This window comes from Zavarzinella sp. (assembly GCA_041399155.1).
GTDB lineage: Bacteria > Planctomycetota > Planctomycetia > Gemmatales > Gemmataceae > JAWKTI01.
Genome location: JAWKTI010000003.1, coordinates 819,108 through 838,562 on the forward strand (window position 1 = coordinate 819,108; position 19,455 = coordinate 838,562).

The 19,455-nt window shown below is 51.3% G+C and carries 13 protein-coding genes; 4 read left to right on the forward strand and 9 right to left on the reverse strand.

Translation table 11 applies throughout. From position 1 onward, the window contains the following. Positions 1-41 precede the first annotated feature (41 nt). From R3B84_17675 to R3B84_17700, 6 genes are all read right to left on the reverse strand, one after another. On the reverse strand, positions 42-335 hold the full coding sequence (locus R3B84_17675; GenBank protein MEZ6142392.1) for a co-chaperone GroES: 294 nt from the start codon (positions 333-335) through the stop codon (positions 42-44). A gap of 80 nt (positions 336-415) precedes the next feature. Beyond that, the gene (gene groL, locus R3B84_17680) at positions 416-2,110 is read right to left on the reverse strand and encodes a chaperonin GroEL (GenBank protein MEZ6142393.1); all 1,695 of its coding nucleotides are present in this window, start codon (positions 2,108-2,110) and stop codon (positions 416-418) included. A 333-nt stretch (positions 2,111-2,443) separates the two neighbouring features. Further along, positions 2,444-3,097 (reverse strand): TetR/AcrR family transcriptional regulator, encoded by a 654-nt coding sequence (locus R3B84_17685; GenBank protein MEZ6142394.1) that lies wholly within the window; start codon positions 3,095-3,097, stop codon positions 2,444-2,446. A 3-nt stretch (positions 3,098-3,100) separates the two neighbouring features. Continuing rightward, positions 3,101-3,835, reverse strand: coding sequence for an ATP-binding cassette domain-containing protein (locus R3B84_17690; GenBank protein MEZ6142395.1), 735 nt, complete (start codon positions 3,833-3,835; stop codon positions 3,101-3,103). Between the two features lie 13 nt (positions 3,836-3,848). Beyond that, complete coding sequence (gene devC, locus R3B84_17695; protein ID MEZ6142396.1) at positions 3,849-4,826, reverse strand: ABC transporter permease DevC; 978 nt, start codon at positions 4,824-4,826, stop codon at positions 3,849-3,851. Positions 4,827-4,925: 99 nt separating this feature from the next. Next, positions 4,926-6,008, reverse strand: coding sequence for an efflux RND transporter periplasmic adaptor subunit (locus R3B84_17700; GenBank protein MEZ6142397.1), 1,083 nt, complete (start codon positions 6,006-6,008; stop codon positions 4,926-4,928). A 170-nt stretch (positions 6,009-6,178) separates the two neighbouring features. Between R3B84_17700 and R3B84_17705 the strand changes: the two genes are divergently transcribed. Next, entirely contained in the window at positions 6,179-8,581 is a 2,403-nt protein-coding gene (locus tag R3B84_17705) for a PQQ-binding-like beta-propeller repeat protein (protein MEZ6142398.1), read from the forward strand. 888 nt (positions 8,582-9,469) lie between these two features. Then, on the forward strand, positions 9,470-9,715 hold the full coding sequence (locus tag R3B84_17710) for a hypothetical protein (GenBank protein MEZ6142399.1): 246 nt from the start codon (positions 9,470-9,472) through the stop codon (positions 9,713-9,715). Between the two features lie 41 nt (positions 9,716-9,756). Here the strand turns inward: R3B84_17710 and R3B84_17715 are convergent, their stop codons facing one another. Then, positions 9,757-10,416 carry a hypothetical protein gene (locus R3B84_17715; GenBank protein ID MEZ6142400.1) on the reverse strand — a complete coding sequence of 220 codons (660 nt, stop codon included), beginning with the start codon at positions 10,414-10,416 and terminating at the stop codon, positions 9,757-9,759. Positions 10,417-10,645: 229 nt separating this feature from the next. Between R3B84_17715 and R3B84_17720 the strand changes: the two genes are divergently transcribed. Next, positions 10,646-12,163, forward strand: a complete 1,518-nt coding sequence (locus R3B84_17720; GenBank protein ID MEZ6142401.1) for an FGGY-family carbohydrate kinase — start codon at positions 10,646-10,648, stop codon at positions 12,161-12,163. Between the two features lie 349 nt (positions 12,164-12,512). Here the strand turns inward: R3B84_17720 and R3B84_17725 are convergent, their stop codons facing one another. After that, a complete protein-coding gene (locus R3B84_17725) occupies positions 12,513-16,754 on the reverse strand; it encodes a hypothetical protein (GenBank protein ID MEZ6142402.1) in 4,242 nt (1,413 codons plus the stop codon). Positions 16,755-17,124: 370 nt separating this feature from the next. Here R3B84_17725 and R3B84_17730 point away from each other — a divergent pair, with 370 nt between their 5' ends. Further along, positions 17,125-17,391 carry a hypothetical protein gene (locus tag R3B84_17730; GenBank protein MEZ6142403.1) on the forward strand — a complete coding sequence of 89 codons (267 nt, stop codon included), beginning with the start codon at positions 17,125-17,127 and terminating at the stop codon, positions 17,389-17,391. Between the two features lie 260 nt (positions 17,392-17,651). On the opposite strand, the gene R3B84_17735 is transcribed toward R3B84_17730, so the two are convergent. Further along, the coding region (locus tag R3B84_17735) for a hypothetical protein (protein ID MEZ6142404.1) at positions 17,652-19,455 on the reverse strand (1,804 nt) is incomplete at its 5' end.

A 19,455-nucleotide genomic window follows, 5' to 3' on the forward strand; every position in this document is an offset into this window, starting at 1 on the left:
GTAGGTTAACGGATCATCTCAACAATTCAGTTTCCAGCAAATCAACCAGTCACAATTTTTGCCAGAATTTCGCTTTCGCGCATCACTTTGAATTCTTTGTCGCCTTCTTTCACTTCGCTGCCAGCGTAACGACCGTAGAGCACTTCATCGCCCACTTTCACAGCCAGTGCGGTGCGTTCGCCATTGTCACGCAGTTTGCCAGGTCCGGTGGCAATCACTTTGCCACGTTGTGGCTTTTCGCGTGCGTTATCGGGCAGCAGAATGCCCCCGGCGGTCTTTTGTTCTGCTTCGATTGGTTCTACCACAACACGATCATCTAAAGGACGAATCGCCATATTGAATACTCCCTATATTGAATGTCAATTAACAAACAGTTTTAAAGTTTAGTTTTGTAATACTCAGAAACACAGGTGGATTACATCATGCCGCCCATGCCGCCCATGCCACCCATTCCTCCCATACCGCCCATGCCACCCATTCCATCCATGCCACCGTGGTGGTCGTGGTGATCATCGGATTTGGGTTCTGGAATATCAGCAATAACGGTTTCCGTGGTTAACAGCAGTGCTGCCACGCTGGCACCGTTCTGCAATGCAGAGCGAGTCACTTTCACTGGATCAATCACACCAGCCGCACGCAGGTCTTCATAGACATCGGTGTCGGCGTTGTAACCCCAGTTCGGGTCGTTTTTCTTCATGATGTGGGAAACAATCACCGTGCCATCTTTGCCAGCGTTCTCAGCAATCATGCGGCAAGGCATTTCCAACGCACGGTACAGCACGCGAAGACCAACGTCTTCATCGCCTTCCAGCTTGGTGCTGGCCAGCACTTTGCGACCGTTCAGCAGAGCCACACCACCACCAGGGACGGTGCCTTCTGCCAATGCAGCGCGGGTTGCGTGCAGGCTGTCTTCGTACAGAGCTTTTTGCTCTTTCATTTCGGTTTCGGTAGCACCACCGACTTTGATCTGTGCCACACCACCTGCCAGTTTGGCCAGGCGTTCCTGCAGCTTTTCGCGATCATATTCGCTGTCGGTTTTGCCGATTTCGCGACGGATCGATTCTGCACGACCATCAATTGCTTTCTGGTCGCCAGTGCCTTCGGTAATAGTGGTGTTTTCGCTATCGATGCGGATCTTCTTGCAGCGACCCAGATCGGTGATTTCCACTTTATCCAGGGTGATGCCAAGATCTTTGAAAATGGCTTTGCCACCGGTCAGCACAGCAATGTCTTCCAGAATGGCTTTGCGGCGATCGCCGTAGCCAGGGGCTTTCACTGCGGCAATCTTCATGCCGGTCTTCAAGCGGTTCAGCACCAGTGTTGCCAGTGCTTCGCCTTCAATATCTTCTGCCAGGATCACCAGTGGTTCATTTTTCTTGTAGAACGTTTCCAGCAGTGGCACCAGGTCTTTGACGTTGGTAATTTTGTCTTCGAAAATCAGAATGTAAGGATTTTCGAATTCGACGGTGACATCTTCCTGATTGGTCACAAAGTGGGGGGAAAGATATCCACGATCGAACTGCATCCCCTGCACCACGCGGACTTCGGTTTCCGAAGTTTTGCCTTCTTCCACGGTAATCACACCGTTGGTGGCACCCACTTTCTTCATGGCTTCGGCCAATTTGCTGCCAATCGTTTTGTTGTTGTTAGCGGCAATGGTGGCCACTTCCATAATGGCTTTTTCATCGTTGGGATCGATCTTCTGTGCCAGGCCACGCAGCGATTCGATCACCAGGTCGACACCCTTCTGAATCCCACGGACAATGGCCATCGGATCCACACCGGCTGCGATTGATTTCAGGCCTTCGCGGTAAACGAATTCGGCCAGTACCGTTGCGGTGGTGGTGCCGTCACCAGCCACATCGGAGGTTTTGCTGGCGGCTTCTTTCACCAGTTGAGCACCCATGTTTTCGTAGGGATCGCTCAGTTCGATATCTTCCGCAACGGTCACACCGTCTTTGGTCACATTCGGGCTGCCCCAGCCTTTATCGAGCACCGCATTCCGACCACGTGGTCCCAGGGTCGAGCGAACGGCACGTGCGAGCTTCGACACGCCTTCCAACAGTTTTTGACGAGCTTCGTCAGAGTAAGAGAGTTGTTTGGCACCCACTAGAAAGATCTCCAATTAAATAACTATCAAGCCCGGTGGCCGCACCGGACATAAGGAATTCAGTAATCGGTTGAGATGCATGCAAATTTGGTGCCAATAAAGTTGAATTACCGTAAGTGCTTGTTTTGAAGCAGCTTATAACGAGTAACTTTTTCAACAACTCCCACGATCCTGCCAATCTGACAGGTTCCGACCCCCACGTGGTTGCGATTGGCAGGGGGAATGAGATTGGAAAAGCGACCCACAGAAATATACAAAGTAGATTATATAGCTGATTGATTATATTGTTCGTGTCTTGGTGACATTGCCCACAACCAATGAGGATGCGTGCGTTCACGGAAATGATCCGCTGATACCGATACCACGCAGAAATAACCTGATTTCGAAACGCAACCGCTTGCCATCAACCTCGTTCGGCGGGCCATTCAAAAGCACATGATGAAGTGCTCCGATAACGGTAAGCGCCAGCAAAGATTCTGCTAACATTCGCGAATTCCCCACCAGGGCTTGCTGTTCCGCCACCAGCCGTTGAAGATACTGTTCCAAACTAACTGTCAGTCTGTCCAACGTGCATTGCCGAAATAGCTTTGAGAGATGAGGGTGCCGCACGGCTTCCGCAATAATCAAACGATCCCACGAACACCCGCCTCGAATCAGGATATGTTCAAGAACACCCACAAGAAAGTTGTGCAACTCCTCCTCTGGATCACCCCCATGGTGTTCAAGAAGTGGGAATTCTGAAAATACGGCAGCTGACCCTTCTCGCATCAGCATTTCAAACAGTGCTTCTTTACTGGAAAAATGAGCGTAGACCGTTGCTTTGGAAACACCTGCTTCCAAAGTGATCGCATCCATTGTTGTGGCAGAATAACCCTTTTGCAGGAACTGAAACATGGCAGCCCGCAGGATCGTTGTCCTTTTGTCTGTTGCATGGAGAAACGGTGGAATTTCTGGTAAAACGGGCTTCTGTTTCGGCTGCTCTGCCATAAGTCATTTGTCTCTCTGACCTGTCTGATTGATGCTGGCAACGGCAACTCGCCCGTCCTCCATATGGATAGTCCGGTCGGCTACATCAAAGATCCGGCTGTCGTGCGTCACCATCAGGATAGGCACACCCTGTTCACGAGCTAATCCTCTCAGAAGTTCTACCACTTCACGCCCCGATTTACCATCAAGTGCTGCGGTAGGCTCATCCGCAAGAATTAATTTGGGATGCCCCACGAGTGCTCTGGCGACAGCGACGCGTTGTTTCTGACCCCCTGACAACTTAGCAGGATAACTATGTATCTTGGCTGCCAATCCCACACTCTCGAGTAATGCTGTTGCACGTGCTATGCCTTCTTGCACAGTGACTGAAGGCTGAAGTTCCAGAGCAAGTTGAACATTCTGAAGGGCTGAAAGATGCGGTAGCAGGTTGTGGGCCTGGAAGATAAATCCGATTTGTTTTCGGATTTCCACTTGTGTAAGTGTATTTGCATCCCGAAGTTCGGTTCCGAACACGTGCAAACTGCCATCTCTTAACGTGCGCAGTGCAGCGATCAGTGTTAATAATGTCGTTTTTCCGGAACCAGAAGGCCCAGTGAGCAGGACAATTTCACCTCGGTGCACCTCAATATTCACATCAAACAGTATCTGTTTACGCAATTCGCCTGCACCAAACCAGAAGTTTACGTTTCGTGCCTGAATCAAAGGTTGATCGTTTTTTTGATCAGTCAGATATCGCATAGCCACTCCTTAGTTAGAACACATCGGCCGGATCTGCAGCGCGGAGTCGACGTGTGGCCATTGCACCTGAAAGCAGGCACATCAGACAGGTAAGCCCAAAGAGAAACACCCCTCTCTCCAATGTTGGATTGACAGCAATCGAAGTGCCAGCCTTGATGACTTGGTAAAAACCTATTGCTAGAAGAGATCCGGGTAGATATCCCAGGATTGCCAGTAGCAGTGCCTGACGGATCACCTGCCACAACAAGGCGTTGTCAGTGAATCCCATCGCTTTCATGGTTGCGAACTGTGGCAGATGATTTGAAACATCGGTATACAAAATCTGGTAAACAACGATGAATCCGATAAAGAAGCCGACGATTGTGCCCATCGTGAAGACAAAACCCACTGGTGCATTCGTCTGCCAATACCGCAATTCAAAATCGATAAATTCCTGCGGCGTCAGAACGATCACTTCTGGAGAGAGTGTTTTGGAGTAATATTCCTTGACAGCATTCACATCAGAATGCGGTTTCAGGCGAATCAAACCAACATGTACCTGGGTAGGTGAAAATTCCGGAAACAACCGTAAAAAATTTGCTCGATTCGTGATGATGCTGCCTTCCTGACCAAATGAAGAAGCGATTTCCGTCAAACCGATCACCTGATTTTGTCGGCCATTCAATTCAATAGTGATCTGCTCCCCGGTTTCTACCCTGGGTACAATTCGACCGAACACATCCTTGGAATTCCGATCATAGAGAAATGTTCTTTCCTGATTGAGTTCCTGGACATATTCCTCAACACCCGGAACTGTAAGCCAATGATCTTCAGGAGCAAACGAGTAAACAACAATCGATCTCTTCGCACCAGTGTCCGGGTTCCGCCAAAAGGCTTCATCTTGTTCAGATTTTCCGATTGCGGATGAATGACAATAAGGTCTGCTTGAACATTTCGATGTACGACTGTGGCACTGGAATAAAGTGCTGCAAGAATACCCAGTTGAACCCACATCAGTAGTACTGCAACCATGACACCTGCAACCGCAGTGAAGAGCTTCATGCGATCAAAAGTCAATTGTCGCCAGGCCAGCGGAATACGTTGACTCATATCAAGGTCCTCCCGCACTATTGATTCGGATTTCGACACGCGCGTAAGATAACCCGGAAACTCGCTCGCTTGATTCAGAGTCAAGTTGAATTCGAACTTCTACCACTTTGGCGTCGGTATCTTTCACGGGATCGTTGTCCAGAACCACACGCCTGCCCACCTTCCATCCAACATGTACCACTTGCCCAGTCAATTCACCCGGTATGCTCTGCATCCAGACAGTGGCACGTTGTCCAATCTGTACTCGGAGAATGTCTTTCTCACAAACTTCTGCAACAGCATGCATCTGGGAAGTGTCACCCAGTTCAAAAATTCCTGATTCAGAAACTTTCTCTCCGGGATAGGCGTTTACTTTTAAAATTCGCCCGTTACCAGGAGATCGGATCTGTGTCACTTCCAGGTCTGCTTCAGCCATTGCAACTCCGGCCTGGGCGCGTGCGAGTTCCGCCTCGGCTAACAAAACATCTTCCTTGCGAACAACTTTCATTGACGCGAGTGTTGCTTCCGACTGTCGGAGGATAGCTGCAGCCATTAAGACTTGAAATCGCCGTTGGTCATATTCATCAACAGAGACTGCGCCGGTAAATTCTAATGCTTTGATTCGTTTGTATTCAGCTTCAACTTTCTGCAAGGAAGCCCGCAAATGCTCTACAGCTGCCTCCTGGGCTGCAATATCCTGAGCTTTGACACCAGCTTTCGTCAGCACCAGTTTGGCAGCAGCGATGCGGACTTGTGCTTTGGCTTCATCCAATGCTGCTTCTTTTCGGCTGCGGGTATCCATGATTGCAACAACATCACCCGCTCGAACAAGAGAACCTTCACCCGCAAATAAGGTTTCGATTCTGGCACCATCCGGAGTCGATGATGGTCCAATCTGGATCATTTTCCAACCAGGTTCGAGACGACCAATTGCACCGATACCTGAAACTTCCTTTGCATTGGACATTGTTGACTTGCTCGACTGGGTTTGCCGTTTCTGCAAATACCAGGTCCCAAAAGCAGCTGCAATCAAAACCAGTAATGCACTGAAAACAAATCGATACTTCCGTTGATGTTGAAGATTCCCACTATCAGGAATGGTCATGGCTTAAACCTGTGCGAAGACAAACTATACTAAACAGTTTAGTTCAGTTTCAATTATTTGTCAACCAGATCCATCTTGAGGATCTATCTGCCGGCTTTTCCAGAAACGACGCACTATCTTTCCCACAGACGATGGGGTAAAATTCGGGAAAGCTTCTGAAAGGGCATCACATGCGTTGGATTTTGATCGTGGTTTTGGCCTGGTGCAGCACGGTGGGTTCGGCGTCTGCCGTCATTATGGCGAAAGTGGAATTGGAGCAGGTCATCCAGAGCCAACCACTGATCATGACCCTGAAAATCAGCGACTGGCTGCCAGACAAACCCGCAATGGTGCTGGTGCCAGGCAAAATCATGCAGGGGAAATTCAACTTTGAGCGAATTCCGGTGAACCTGGCGGGTGATGCAGAGGCCCAGAAAGAAAAGCAACCAGCGATGCTGCTGGAACGGCTGGAAAAAGATCTGGAATTTGTAGTTTTTGCCGCACGTCGGGGGAAAAACTTCGATGCGGTGTGTTACACCAACGGCACCTGGTTCCGGCTGGCTGGAAGTGTGGAAGTTCTGGATGGCAAAGAAGTTACGCGTTGGCGCTTTACCCACTGCGAGCCCTATTTCCGCCGCACCTTCCGTGGGACAACAGCAGAAATGCTGCAGGCGATTGAAACAGGCCTGAAAGGGGGCAAGCTGCCCGCCTACGATGAAAAAGAACCCCCGGGTTACGGCCCACCGCTGAAAGAGAAGAAATCGCACCTTCCCAATGGGTCACCATTTCGCACCGGCCTGTTTGCGGTGGTTCAGTTGCCTTTTCTGGGGTTGATTGCCGCACTGGCGGCAATTTTCCCTGCCGTTTTTGGTGGGTTGGCCTTAATGATGCGTCGCTGGGTGGTGGCACTCAGTATGGCCAGTCTGATCAGTATTCTGGCGGCTGTTTTCATGTATTTCCCACGCTGGCTGCACTGGACGGGGTTAAAAACGCCCACCCAACTCTGGACAGTCTGTGGAGTGCTGTGTGCCCTGGCCGCACTGTGGGCAGCCCGACGTTACACACGAGCCCGTCGCCAGAATCAGTCTGCCGATTTTCAACCACAACGGCTCGACCGTTTCGGGCTGGCTGGGCTGATTGTGCTCTTGCTGGGGACGTTAACCTATCCATGGCTCACTAAACAAAGTTTTCTGGATTCGCCCTGGCTGGAACTATCGATTCTGGTGGTACCCGTGGCATTCTGCCTTGGTCACCTCCTGGGCCACTGGTGGCAACGCCGCACCCAACCTGAAGAAGTAAGGTTGAGCAGCGAAACCGTCGGGCTCTGGGCAGCCAGTGCCGTGTTTGGGATTACCGCCTGTCTGCAGATGACACCCACCACAGCACCCGTTACGGTCAGCGGCAGTGGTTTGTGGGAACTGCAACAGGAACCTGTCTGGGTGTTTGAACCTGCAGAAAATGGCGAAGTGACTTCCAATCCACTGGTGACACCTGAGCGAATTTATGTCACGGTGCACCACCGGCAGGGGTTTTCGCAATATGGCCGGGTCTACGCCCTCGATCCTGTTACGGGCAAAGCCTTGTGGGAGTTTGATGATGAAGGTGGCCTGAAAGAGCTGTTCTGTTCCCCCACCTATGCGGATGGTCGGCTGTTTTTTGGGGAAGGCTACCACACCAACCGCGACAGCAAGATGTATTGTGTGGATGCCGCCACCGGAAAAAAACTGTGGGAATTCGCCACCAGCAGTCATACAGAATCCACCCCCGCAGTGGCTGCTGGCAAAGTAGTCTTCGGTGCAGGCGATGATGGCCTGTATTGTTTCAACGCTGCCACTGGCGACAAGCTGTGGCAATACCCCGCACCCGGCGAACCCGGAATGCACATCGACAGCAATCCAGTCATTTCCAATGGGGCAGTTTATATTGGTAGTGGCAGCAGCCAGCGAACCAAACGCAATCGGATTGCCTGTGTCGATCTTGAGACGGGAAAGGAACGGTGGGGCGAAGATATCGATTACTCCGCCTGGGGTTCTCCCACGGTCGATCGTGGGGTGGCTTACTTTGGGATTGGCAACGGCACTTTTTCTCTGGATAATGGTCCATTGAATGGTCGCCTGTTGGCTCGCCATGCAGGTAATGGTACGGTGATCTGGAGCAAAAATTTCCCAAACAGCGTACTGACAAAACCCGCCACCGATCGCCACCACGTTTATACTGGTTGTAAAGATGGCTTTCTCTACTGTTTAGATCGGCACGATGGCGACATCATCTGGAAGCAAAGCCTGCAATCGCCGGTACTTGCGTCGCCCGCGGTAGTGCACTATCCCACCCAGGTGGGGGATAGTGTTTACGCTGTGGGGGCACAAGGGATGATGTTTTCAGCGAATTGTGCAGACGGCTCCCTGCGCTGGCTGATCGATTTTCGGGCATTGGCCCAGATGGGTTACGCCCACACCACCTCATCACCCACCGTAATGCAGACGATCCGTGACGGTCGGGCAGAACGCACCATTATTATTGGTTGTGGCATCGCACCGACCCCCACATCCACCCCCACCGCACGGGTGTATTGTTTTCGAGAAATAGCCAAATAATGTGGCGATAAAACAACCAAATTGAACCTCACCCAGCTTCCCCACATCACTCTTATACGAGAGAAGTACACAGGTGCGGACAAGATGTTCGCAGTCTCAGGTTTTGTTGTGCGGATGGCTGCGGCTTTAGCACTACGAGTCTGAAGTGAGAGCGATGGAAAAGGGCTTGTTGAACTGAGGGAGTGTATATTCTGTCTATAAAGTTTGTTTGAACCACTCCCTGGAACGCCGTGCAGTGTGAGTGAATCAATAAAACACGTTATACGGTGGCCGAAGTGAATGATTTAAGCTGGATTCGATCCGATGGGTAAGCGAACTAAGCGAGAACAACGCAAAACTGCTCGTGAAATTGCTGCGAAAAACGAAACTGCCAGAAAAGCTGAGCTTCGACGAGCTGAAATTCGCGCAATGCGATGCCCAGCGTGCGGAGCGGCTGAAGTAGCCAAATTCGGATATGGATTGCCGCGTTTCACACCAGAACTACTGGCTGGCCTCGATTCAGACCTAGTGATCTTGGCTGGTTGTGATTTTTCTGAAGATGACCCGATTTGGATATGCAAGGATTGTAAACAAACGTGGGGAAGATTAGGAGACTTGCTTAAGGGAAGGAAGTAGTTGTGCAAGCAAGTGATCGTTTTCAAAAGGCGGTATTTTTGAAATATTTTCTGATGGCAACTGAGGTCTCAAAAGCGATTGGGGCGGAAATCGCGGCCCCTCTTCGGCAGTTGAATCGAACCACAACTCGTTCGGGAGAATGTTTACACTAATGCAGATGTTCGAAATCGGAACCAATTTGATGCAGATACATCCCCACCCCGCGTTCGAAAAGATCTGTCAGTGCGGGTACGAAGTCTGGTATCGGACTGAAAGTGCAGAGGGATGCCAATAATGGTTCGTGCGGCACCAATGAAACGATGGTTCATCACTGGCATCGTATCTCTTGTGTGGGGTGTGCTGTCTGCATTTCCAGCCGCATATATCGCCCGGGCTGTTGAGCGTTCTTGGTATCCCAATGACCCCGATCCCGTCGATTTTTGGATCGGTGGCATCTTTATTTTGGTGTGGTTTATTTTCTGGCTGATTGTAACTTCAGGGTTGATTGTCTGGACCGTGAGATCACGACATGTGGCCTAACCACCGGTTGCAGTGGACCGGGCCCGGACATACACTCGAGGCTACGGAATTTTGTCGCTCGATGAGAACAAACTTTTCAAAAAATTACCGATCGCTGAGTTCGTTTCGAAATACAATCGACTTTCTACCACCAAAGATATCTCTGCTGGAATTTCGTTGCAGAAATGAAGGCACCCAAGGTAATCGACTCTGAAGTGCGGTTCTTTACCAGTGCCGGCAAAGTGCTGTCCTGTTGCAGAAAAAAGCAACGTTAGTTGTTTCCCCACTTTCTCGAGGGTAATTACTTCGCCACCTTCCGGATTGCAATAGCGTAAACTAAGGATCTTCTTTTCCCGCTGGTTCAACAGTGGGTGATCTGCCTGCAGGAAATCGTCAATTGGAACTGCAATGCTGGAACTGGCCCCTGGTTCCTTCGACTGGCGGGGTTCACCTTCAGGCATCACATCCAGAGAAGCGGACTTGCTGAGCCAGTCGTTCGATAATTTCTGGGCCAGACGTGCCAGTGCCCGCACGAGGCAGGTGTAGTCATAGGTGCTGAACCTGATCCCTATCCGTGGGTTGTAGGCTGCTACTGCCTGAATGAGCACAATCTGGCAATTTCCAATCAGATCGTCGGCACGGTTCGACATTGCCATTCGGCGGCGAACGGTTACCGTTTCACCAAATAAAGTATTTACCTTCAGTCCACAACTGGTATTCATACAAGCAGTCTTTCGCCTCTGGCAATTGGTTCGTGGATACCACCCTACGTGGCATGGGCGTCTCGCCCATGAGTTTCCCACGGGCGGGACGCCCGTGCTACGTTTACTTGCAATTGGTTCGTGGATAGCACCCTACGTAACATGGGCGTCTCGCCCATGGGTTTTTCCCCTCGGGCGGGACGACGTTTCATAAAATCAGCCTTAAATGATCTTCATTGGAAACCTCTCCATGCCAATTCGCAGTTTAGCCCCAGATTCCATCATTACTGGGTGGGATTTCAGCACCGGTTCGGTCAAGTGCGTCGCGTTCGACCTGCAAGGCAACGTGGTGGCCAGTTGTCGCTTTCCCACGGATCTGTGGACAGAAGACGGTGTTTCTGAATTCAATCTGATGCTGCTGGAAGGCCAGGTCCACACCACCGTGCGTGCGATTGTTCACCAATTGAATCAACTTGGTAGACTTTCGGACTGGGTGGCAGGTGGCATCTCTGCTACGCACCACACCAGTGGTCGAGTAGATGCTCTGGGTAACCAGATTCGACGAATGATCTGCTGGAATGACCAGACGCTGGCCGCTTACCATGCGAAAGGCATCACTCGCCTAGGTGGGGAAGATGCTGTGCGAGCCTTACTCGGTGGTCCCTGGGCAATTCGGTATAGTCTCAGCCACCTCGTCAAAGATGAAGAAACCCTCACACATGCCGACTGGCAACGCACTCGCTGGCTGGTGCCGCACGGATGTGCGGCCCTTGGTTACTTAACGGGCAACTGGGGCAGCATCAGCATTTCCACGGCTGCATCGACAGGTATGATGCAACTGGAACAGAATGAGTGGTGCGAGCCCATTCTGAACTGTATCCAGGATAAGAACTTACGGCAATTTGCCTGGCAGTCGCTGCCCGCAATTCAGCATGATATGAATCTACCCGTGTCAGCACTGTCTCCGCACGTGGCAAGTGCTGCGGGCTGGCAGGGTGATGCAAAACTGCCATTCGTTTTCCCCACCCTGGACGATCAGGCTGCTGGCCTTGTGGGTGGGGGTGCTGTGGAAGCTGGGCAGGTTGCTGTGATCCTGGGTAATTCTGCTGTGGTCAATTCTTCTGCAAGTGCCGCACCGGGTACGGATGCACTCGATGCCATGAAGCTGAACTGGGGCCCATGGTTGTGGATGCGATGCTACAGTAATGGTGCCCAGTTTCTGGATCGGATTGTGGGCCACCATCCCGATTGGCAGGCACTGGAACAAGCCGCACGCAAGGTGCCACCGGGCTGCGAAGGGATTCGGGTGTCGCCTTTTGTGCTGACGGAACCTTCACTCGGCATCCATGAACCACGTTTTGGCTGGTCTCCCAGTGAACCCAGTGACGCAGGTGTGCGATTTCGGGCCGCACTGGAATCACTTGCCTGCCTGATTACTCTGGGCGTGCAGGCCCACCAGCAGGCGGGGCAACAAATCCGGCAGATTACCGTTTCCGGTGGGATTGCCCGGTCACAATTGATGCTGGAAATTCTAGCCAGTATGTTGAACATGCCGTTGTTGCAACTGGAATCGGACGAAGGCCCGGCCCTGGGTGCTGCCGTGGTGGCGTTGGCAGGTGCTGAATCTTACCAACGCACCGCACAAGGGATTACAGAACCCTTCACGGTGCAGGATGCCGTGGCAGCAATTGTCAAATTCAAACAGCCTGTCGCCGCAAACCCCGAGTGGGTCAGCACTTACCAGCAAATGGCCAGAGATTTTCTGTAAGCCGGCTGATTCAGACAATCAAACAGTTAACGATCAGTTAAGCTGGAATCAGTTTGAAACTCGGTTAAAATCGAACAGCTACCAAGTTGCCTTTATAGCCCGCAGCATAAGCAAGGGTATTTCTGCTCAAACCCTTGCTAACGCTGCGGGCTGTAGAGGCATCTTAATGAATTCGATCTGAGCTTCAGGAAAAGCCGATATTCCAGCCGAACAGTGTTTAGGGTTGAATCAATCTGAAAATAGACGATTGTGAAACGAATCTGGGCTATCTTGGGCTAAGCAAAACGGGTTTCACAATCAAACTGGGCGAGAATCAGCAGGGAAAAGTGGGGCTCGAACGATTGGCAGCTTATGGCTGTTGGAAGTTGTCTTCATCAACACCCGTCTGACGGAGTTGTTCTTCCCGTGTAATGATGATCCGTGGGGTCACCATGATCAGAATCGAACGACCATCGCGACCGTAAGCCACGTTCTTGAACAACCGGCTGACATAAGGAATCTTACTCAGCACAGGAGGTCCAAACTCGTTGCGGCCTTCTGCCATGTACTTCAAACCACCCATCACCACGGTACCACCGTCTGGCACCACCACAGTGGTATCCACGCTCAGGCTGGAAATCCGTGGCAATTGCAGGAAGGTCGTAAACGGTGTGGGCTGTCCCGTTGCACCGTTATCGAACACAGGTGTAATGAAGGTGGTGAAAGGCACCGACTGCACACCCGACAAGTTCGAGAAGTTCTGCTGGATGCTCATCCGCACAAAGCGTCGATCGTGGGAAACGATTGCCTGCACGAACATGCCTAAACCAGCACCACCACCACCAAGACCACCTTGTTGACCGCCACCACCACCGGAACCAACTGGCACGGCGTCAATCTGTGGCACCACAATCACCTGGCCGTTGATCACTGCAGCGTTGACGCTGGTGAGGAACAACTGGGTATCGTTCACCGAAATCTGCGATGCCGCACCGTTAAACACTGTTACCCGTGGGGCCTGCATCACGTTGGTACGAGAATCTCCCTGAGCTGCTTCCAGGAACAATTGCACCTGGATATCGCTGAGGAATGCCATCCCCAGTGCCAGACCACCATCGCCCAGTGGGAAGTAACCACCGAATGGAGGAATCGCACGGTTAAAGCTGCCAGTCCGGATTGGAATATCCAGGTCTGGGGTGGGTGCACCAGGTGCCTGTAAGCCAACCACGTTACCGCGGAAGTCGTTGCCATTCAAACGAATCTGACCATCAGGCGAGTTCGGTGCACTGGCATTCAACGAAGATCCCGTGGGAATGCCCATTGCAAAGTCCACACCAATCCGTTCGTAGAAGGTTTCCGATAGCGAAACCAGCTTGATTTCAATCGATACTTCGAGATCCTGCAGAGACCGCAGCGAAGCCAGCAGACGATCGACTTCCTCCAGCACATCCGGCGACTGGTTGATGACCAGCGACAGGTTAGTGGGGTAGTATTCAATCGTGCCTGCACCACCTTGATCTTTCCAGGTATCCGGGCGGATCGTTTCGGTGATCACACGGATCAGTTCTCGTTCCAGAGTATTAGAACCATTCACCATCCGGCTGACAGCACCACCACTGCTGGGGGTGTTGGAAATCCGGCCCACTGCGGAAGTGTTGGAAGAAAACGGAGTGTTTTCTGCCGCACCCACAGGTTGACCGTTTGGCAAGCGGCTTCCAGGACTACGGAACTGGTTGTTGTTTCTGTTGTCCGAAGGATACAGTTCTTCCAGCGGATTGCGGCCCGATTCACGACCAAAGGTGGCAATCGGAATCACCAGGTCGCCCACGCCGAAGGTTCGGAAATCCATCCGACCGCTCAACGCACGCTGGGTGGTAATGCTGATCGCTTCGTTTTCGATCGTGAAGCCCAGGTCCCGTCCGCACATAATATTCAGTGCAGATTTCAGGCTGCCCTTCAATTGAGCATCCACCGGACGGCTGGGATCAATGCCCGCTTCCACCAATGCCTGTTTATCCAGGTGGAAGTTCAGTTTGGTGTAGGTCCGCAGCGAATCAATCGCCTTTTCCAGCGGCATGCCCTGGAAGTTGATTTCCACTGGGGTATCCAGCTTGCTTTGCAGTTCTTTTTCCCGTGCAGAACGCATCTGACGAGAATAGCCAGGCTGGATCTCGCGGCGTCGCATCACGCGATCACGATATTCCGGATCTTCCGGGTGCTTGTACAAATCTTTGCTGTTGACGCGGTTTGGCACATCAAAGCTTTCATTGATTTCACGCCAGTTGAATTCTTCCTGATTCGATTTCACCCGATCAAATTCACTCTTACGGTACATCACTTCAGCCATCATTTTGCTGGCTTGTACCCCGGGATCTTCCGGATCGAGCTGTTGTGCCTTCTGAAGCAGTGCGTAAGCTTCTTTTGGCTTGTTGATTTTCATCAACGAAGCTGCTTCCCGCATCAGCTTTTGCACTTCTTCCTGTTTCTTCTGCTTGAACAGGGCGTCCTGGGTCATTTCGGTGAAGAATTCCCGGCGATCTTTGGCTTCCTTGGTCAGGAAGTCCTGTTGGTGCTTCAGCACCCGCAGACGATCCATCCGTGCTTCAATTGGACGCACGATCATTTGCTGGGCACTCTTGCTGATGTTGCTGGCCTGAACCTTGGAAATAAAGTTTTCCAGATCCTGCATTGCAGCATCAGTTTCCCCACGGCCAAAGCGGTTGATTGCTTCGTTTTCTACCTTCAGCGATTCGGAACGCAGCCGTTGCACTTCGACCTTGGCCAGGTTTTCCTGTTGTTTCAACAGGTTATCTGGGCCAGTGCCAGGAGTCTTGGGTTCCGGGCCAGGCAATGCACTGGGTGGAATCGGTGGCACCGAAGGAGGCACAGGTGGTACCGGATTCATGGGTGCATCGGGCAGCACGTTTGGCAGCTTGTCCTTCATATCAGGAACAGTTGGCACTTTAGGCACCGCAGGCTCTTCCGATTTCACCATTGCAATGGTGGAATCGATGCTCTTGGCACGCACCTGGCTGCTGTGCATCAATTCGCTGAGTTCTGCTTTCTTGGAAGCAGGCAACAGGTTGGGATCAATCTGCTTGAAGATGCCATACGCACGTGCGTACTGGTGGCTGTTGTAGCACGCCAGGCCGTTATCGAAGGCACGTCGAGCAGTCGAACGCTTCAGTTCAAACTCTTCTGTTTCAATAGTTTTCAAGAGAGCCTGGGCTTCATCGTGCATGCCCATCTTCTCTTTGATCACCTCTTCCGCCAGCAAACGGGCTGCCTTGGTATCGCCAGCCCGCAGTTCGGTGCGTGCTTTGTTCAGCAGTTCGGTGGCATGGCCAGTTTCAATTGGCGTGGTGCCGGAAGCCTGGACCACCGAAGGCATTTTCAACCCGGGAATCTGTGGCGGAGTTACTGCCACAGGTGCCGTTGCAGGAACATTGCTCATGCTTTTGCGGGTTTCCATCACCAGGTAGTTATCAAGACCCAGTGACTTAGCCATATTGTCTGCAGTCTGCAGTCGCTCGTTGGCACCAGCAGCATCGGTGCTGCTGAGAACGCGAGCTTCAGCACACAAAGCAGAGATTTTCTTGTTGGCTGCACTGTGCAACTTCTGCATTGCCAGGTCGGGAGTTTCTTCCCCAGACTTAAAGGTGGCACGCAGGCGAGATGCTTCAAACAATTTCTTCTGAGCAGTCGCCAGATCACCACCAATCTGTGCAGCACGTGCTTCATCCATCAGTTTGATGGCAGCCACACGCACCATTTCCGCTTGCTGGGCGGCATTGTTGCGTGGCTCATCCCAACCGGCTGGCTTGGTAGTATTGCTGGCAGTGGTTGCCGGAGTGGCAGGAGTCTTTGATTCTTCCTTCACCACCTGTTTGGGAAGTTGCTCGCTGACACGGATTTTTTCAATTTCCAGCAGCAGATCTTCCGGCCGATCACCAAAGTGAATCAGAGGATATTCCACACCTAGCTTCTGAGCTTCCATGGCTTTCTTTTCTGCCATCGCCAGGTTGTCGATCCGCTGGTTTTTGTTTTCTGCTTTCGCATTGATGTACTGTCGGCTGGTATCCAGCAGAGTTTCGGATTGTTTCTCGCGAAATTCTGCTTTTGCTTCCTGTACTTCCTTCACCACGGTGTTGGGGGTACTTTCAAAAATACCCCAACTGGTAGTGGATTTGTATTTCATTGCCGCTTCTGCGTGGCGTTCTGCATCTTCCAGATTGCCCGCAGCGATGGCTTTGCGTGCCATTTCCATCAGTTGACGTGGATCGGTAACGGTGTCTTTCACAACCGTTTTGCTGGCAGGTTCGATGCTGCCCGATGTGCCAGACACTTTACGTGCGGCTTCCATCAACTTTTGCACCTCATCGAAGCGTTTTGCTTCCATGGCTTCTCGAGCACGACGAATCAGATCGTCGTACTCCTGTTGTTTAGTCATCGCTGTTTGTTGAGCGTGGACGATCCAGGGGTCGGCTGTAACGCCCCCCAGAACTGCGAGACCCGGAATCAAGAATGCCTTGATGACATATCGATTCCAAAAATACGTTTTGGCACGAAACTTCATTGTTTTTCCTGCCCCTTCATCCCGTTTCTGGTTCACCGTAATCCCCCTGCCCTTTCCCCCCGGGCTGAGTAGGTAACTTTCTATCCTTGCGCAGAATTCCCCGGCGCAAAGGTAAATGGTCTTAGTGCGGGGCGATAACCCGCTGTAGCAAATAGGTCAAGTATAAATCCCCACAAAATAAGCAGTTTTTTCCTTTTATTTGTGCTGGGATGTTTCAAACGACACGGTTGGCAAACCTGGGTAAGCTCCGTAAAGACATGCAGCCAGTTAATTTGTGGCGTTCTGATCGTCTCTTTCTAATAAGATGAACGGGAGTTTGATCCGTTAAATGGGGATCTTCCCGAGATAACTTGTGTCTGGCGCGGATGCACCGGACCTCTACCACTTAATAGAAGAGAGAATTTTGATGAACAAGCGTCTTGCAGCAGTATTGTTTGCCGCATTAGCCTTCTGTGCCGGTTACGTGGTTGCCGACCTGATGCAACGTGCGGAAGCCCAGGAAGCCAAAGGTCCCAAGTGGTCGCACGGTCTGTTGCTGCGGGTCCGCCCCGCCGATCAGGCAGATTTCAACAAAGACACTCCCAAAATTGGTGTGGAAGTGTTCAAAGATGAAAACAACGGCAACCTGATCTACATCACCGAAAAAGGCAATATCGCGGTTGTGAAGCAGTAAGCTGCTGTTCGATTACCCAGTTGAAAATCCCATCTCCAGACTCCTTTGTCTGACATTTTGTACACATATAATATATCCACGTGCGCAAATAATAATGCAATTTTGTCCATAAAATGCTTCGGATGAGTAAATTCTCATCTCCGCAAGTCCCTTGTGGTAAACAACTTACGTCATGAAAAACTTTTTTGTGAATTTTTGCAAAATCGCAACCACCTGCAAAGAAAAGGGGGGATTTTTGAAGTGATTTGCGGGGAAAAAAATCAATCGTTGGTAATTGTCACCAGAATCCGCTGCACCACGGTGCTGCTGCCGTCGCTGGCGTAAACGGTTACCAGGAAGTTACCTGCGAAGTTGGTATCCCAATTTAAGGTCAGGATATTGCCTGCAATACTGGTCGTGACTGGTGGGGCCGAAGGTGCGGTGGCCCCACTGAGCAATTCCGGTGAATTGTATACATTTACCCCACCGTAGATGGGGTCGTTGAAGTTGGCTACGGGTGTCTGTGCCACTGTTGACTGATAACTGATTCCATCCCACGTATACAAGCGGTTGTTCGTGGCTAAAATGAAGAATTGACCCAAATTATTAATGAAATATTTCTCATTAAAGCCTCGGGCATTAAAGCCGAACGCACCACCGGAAATTCCCAGGCGGGTCTTATCCTGTAATAGCTGGTTGTATGGCTGCACCTGAGCGAGAAGTGTGATCTGGTCTCCGTCGGCATCAGCAGGCACAAGATTGACCGTCGTGCTGCCCGCTGCTGAGCTACCAAATACATTGGCAATCGGCTGCAACGTGGGTGCGGTATTGGGCACATTCAGCAGAAATTGCTGCTTGGCAGTTGCCGCACCGTCGTTGAGAGTTGTGGTAATTTTCACCGTACCCGTGAATGCCACGTGGGGGTTCAGATTCACATCGCCTGTGGCACCGTTGCTGGTGGCAACAATCGCACTGACTTGTCCACTGGCAGCGTAGATTTTTTCCGGATTGTTGTAGACAGCGACACCCACATTGGTCACGAAAATGCTGCTGGCAATTGTCCCTCGCCAGGCCAGCAGATCACCGTTCGGCATCAATAGGTAGTAGCCAGCACCTTGCGGATTACTGCCATTGGTGCTAAGGAAATACTTCTCCTGTTGCCCACGGACATTGAAGCCGAAATCGGCTTTGGTCAGGCCGTAACGGTCTTTCAATTCGAACAATGGATCTTCAATAAACTGTGGGCGAGCCTGGGTCAGCTTGCTGGGGTCTTCGTAGGCTCCCGTACCCGCCAGGCTGGCAATCGGTCCACGTGCCAGGCTAGTATTGAATTGGAAACCATCCCACGCGTAGAGTTGGCCGTTTGGCAGTAAAAAGAAAAGTTTGCCTCCCTGCGGATTGCTGCCGTTGGTGCTTGCAAACCACCATTCCTGCTGTCCGAAAGCGTTTTTGGTATATGGAGCGGCGGTTAAACCAAACTGCAACTTCACATCGTATAATGCCCCACGGTTAACGTAGACTGTGGCTGGTGAACCTGGTAACGCATTAAAGAGTTGAGCAGGATTATTGGTTACAGTGGGATTGCTGTACGGGGCCAGATTGAAATCTACCACTGGGGTTTGCAGGAGAGTGCTTGTCAGTGAAACTCCGTTGAAGGCAAACAGTTTATTACCATTCGAAAGCACATAAAGTCCACTATTAGCGGAATTGCTGCCATTGGTGCTGCGGAACCACCATTCCTGTTGGCCGAAGAAGTTGTAGGAATAGGGTGCTACCAGCCCCAGTTCTGTCTTCAGATCAAACAATGGGTTGTAAGTTTCGGCCTGCAACTGGATTTGCCGTAACGCGGTTTCAGGATCGCCATCCGTTATGGGCAACGTCAGATCAAGGCTATCCACGTTGTGATTCAATGTCTGGTTGCCCACTGCACCAATCGTGGGAGCAGTATTGTTGACCGTAAAGGTAAACTCTTTTTCAGCTGTGGTGGTACCATCATCTGCAACCACCGACACCCGGACAGTGCGGTCGAAGCTAGGAACACCACTCAGTGTCAGTTCATCATCCGTTACTGATGCTGTTAGACCA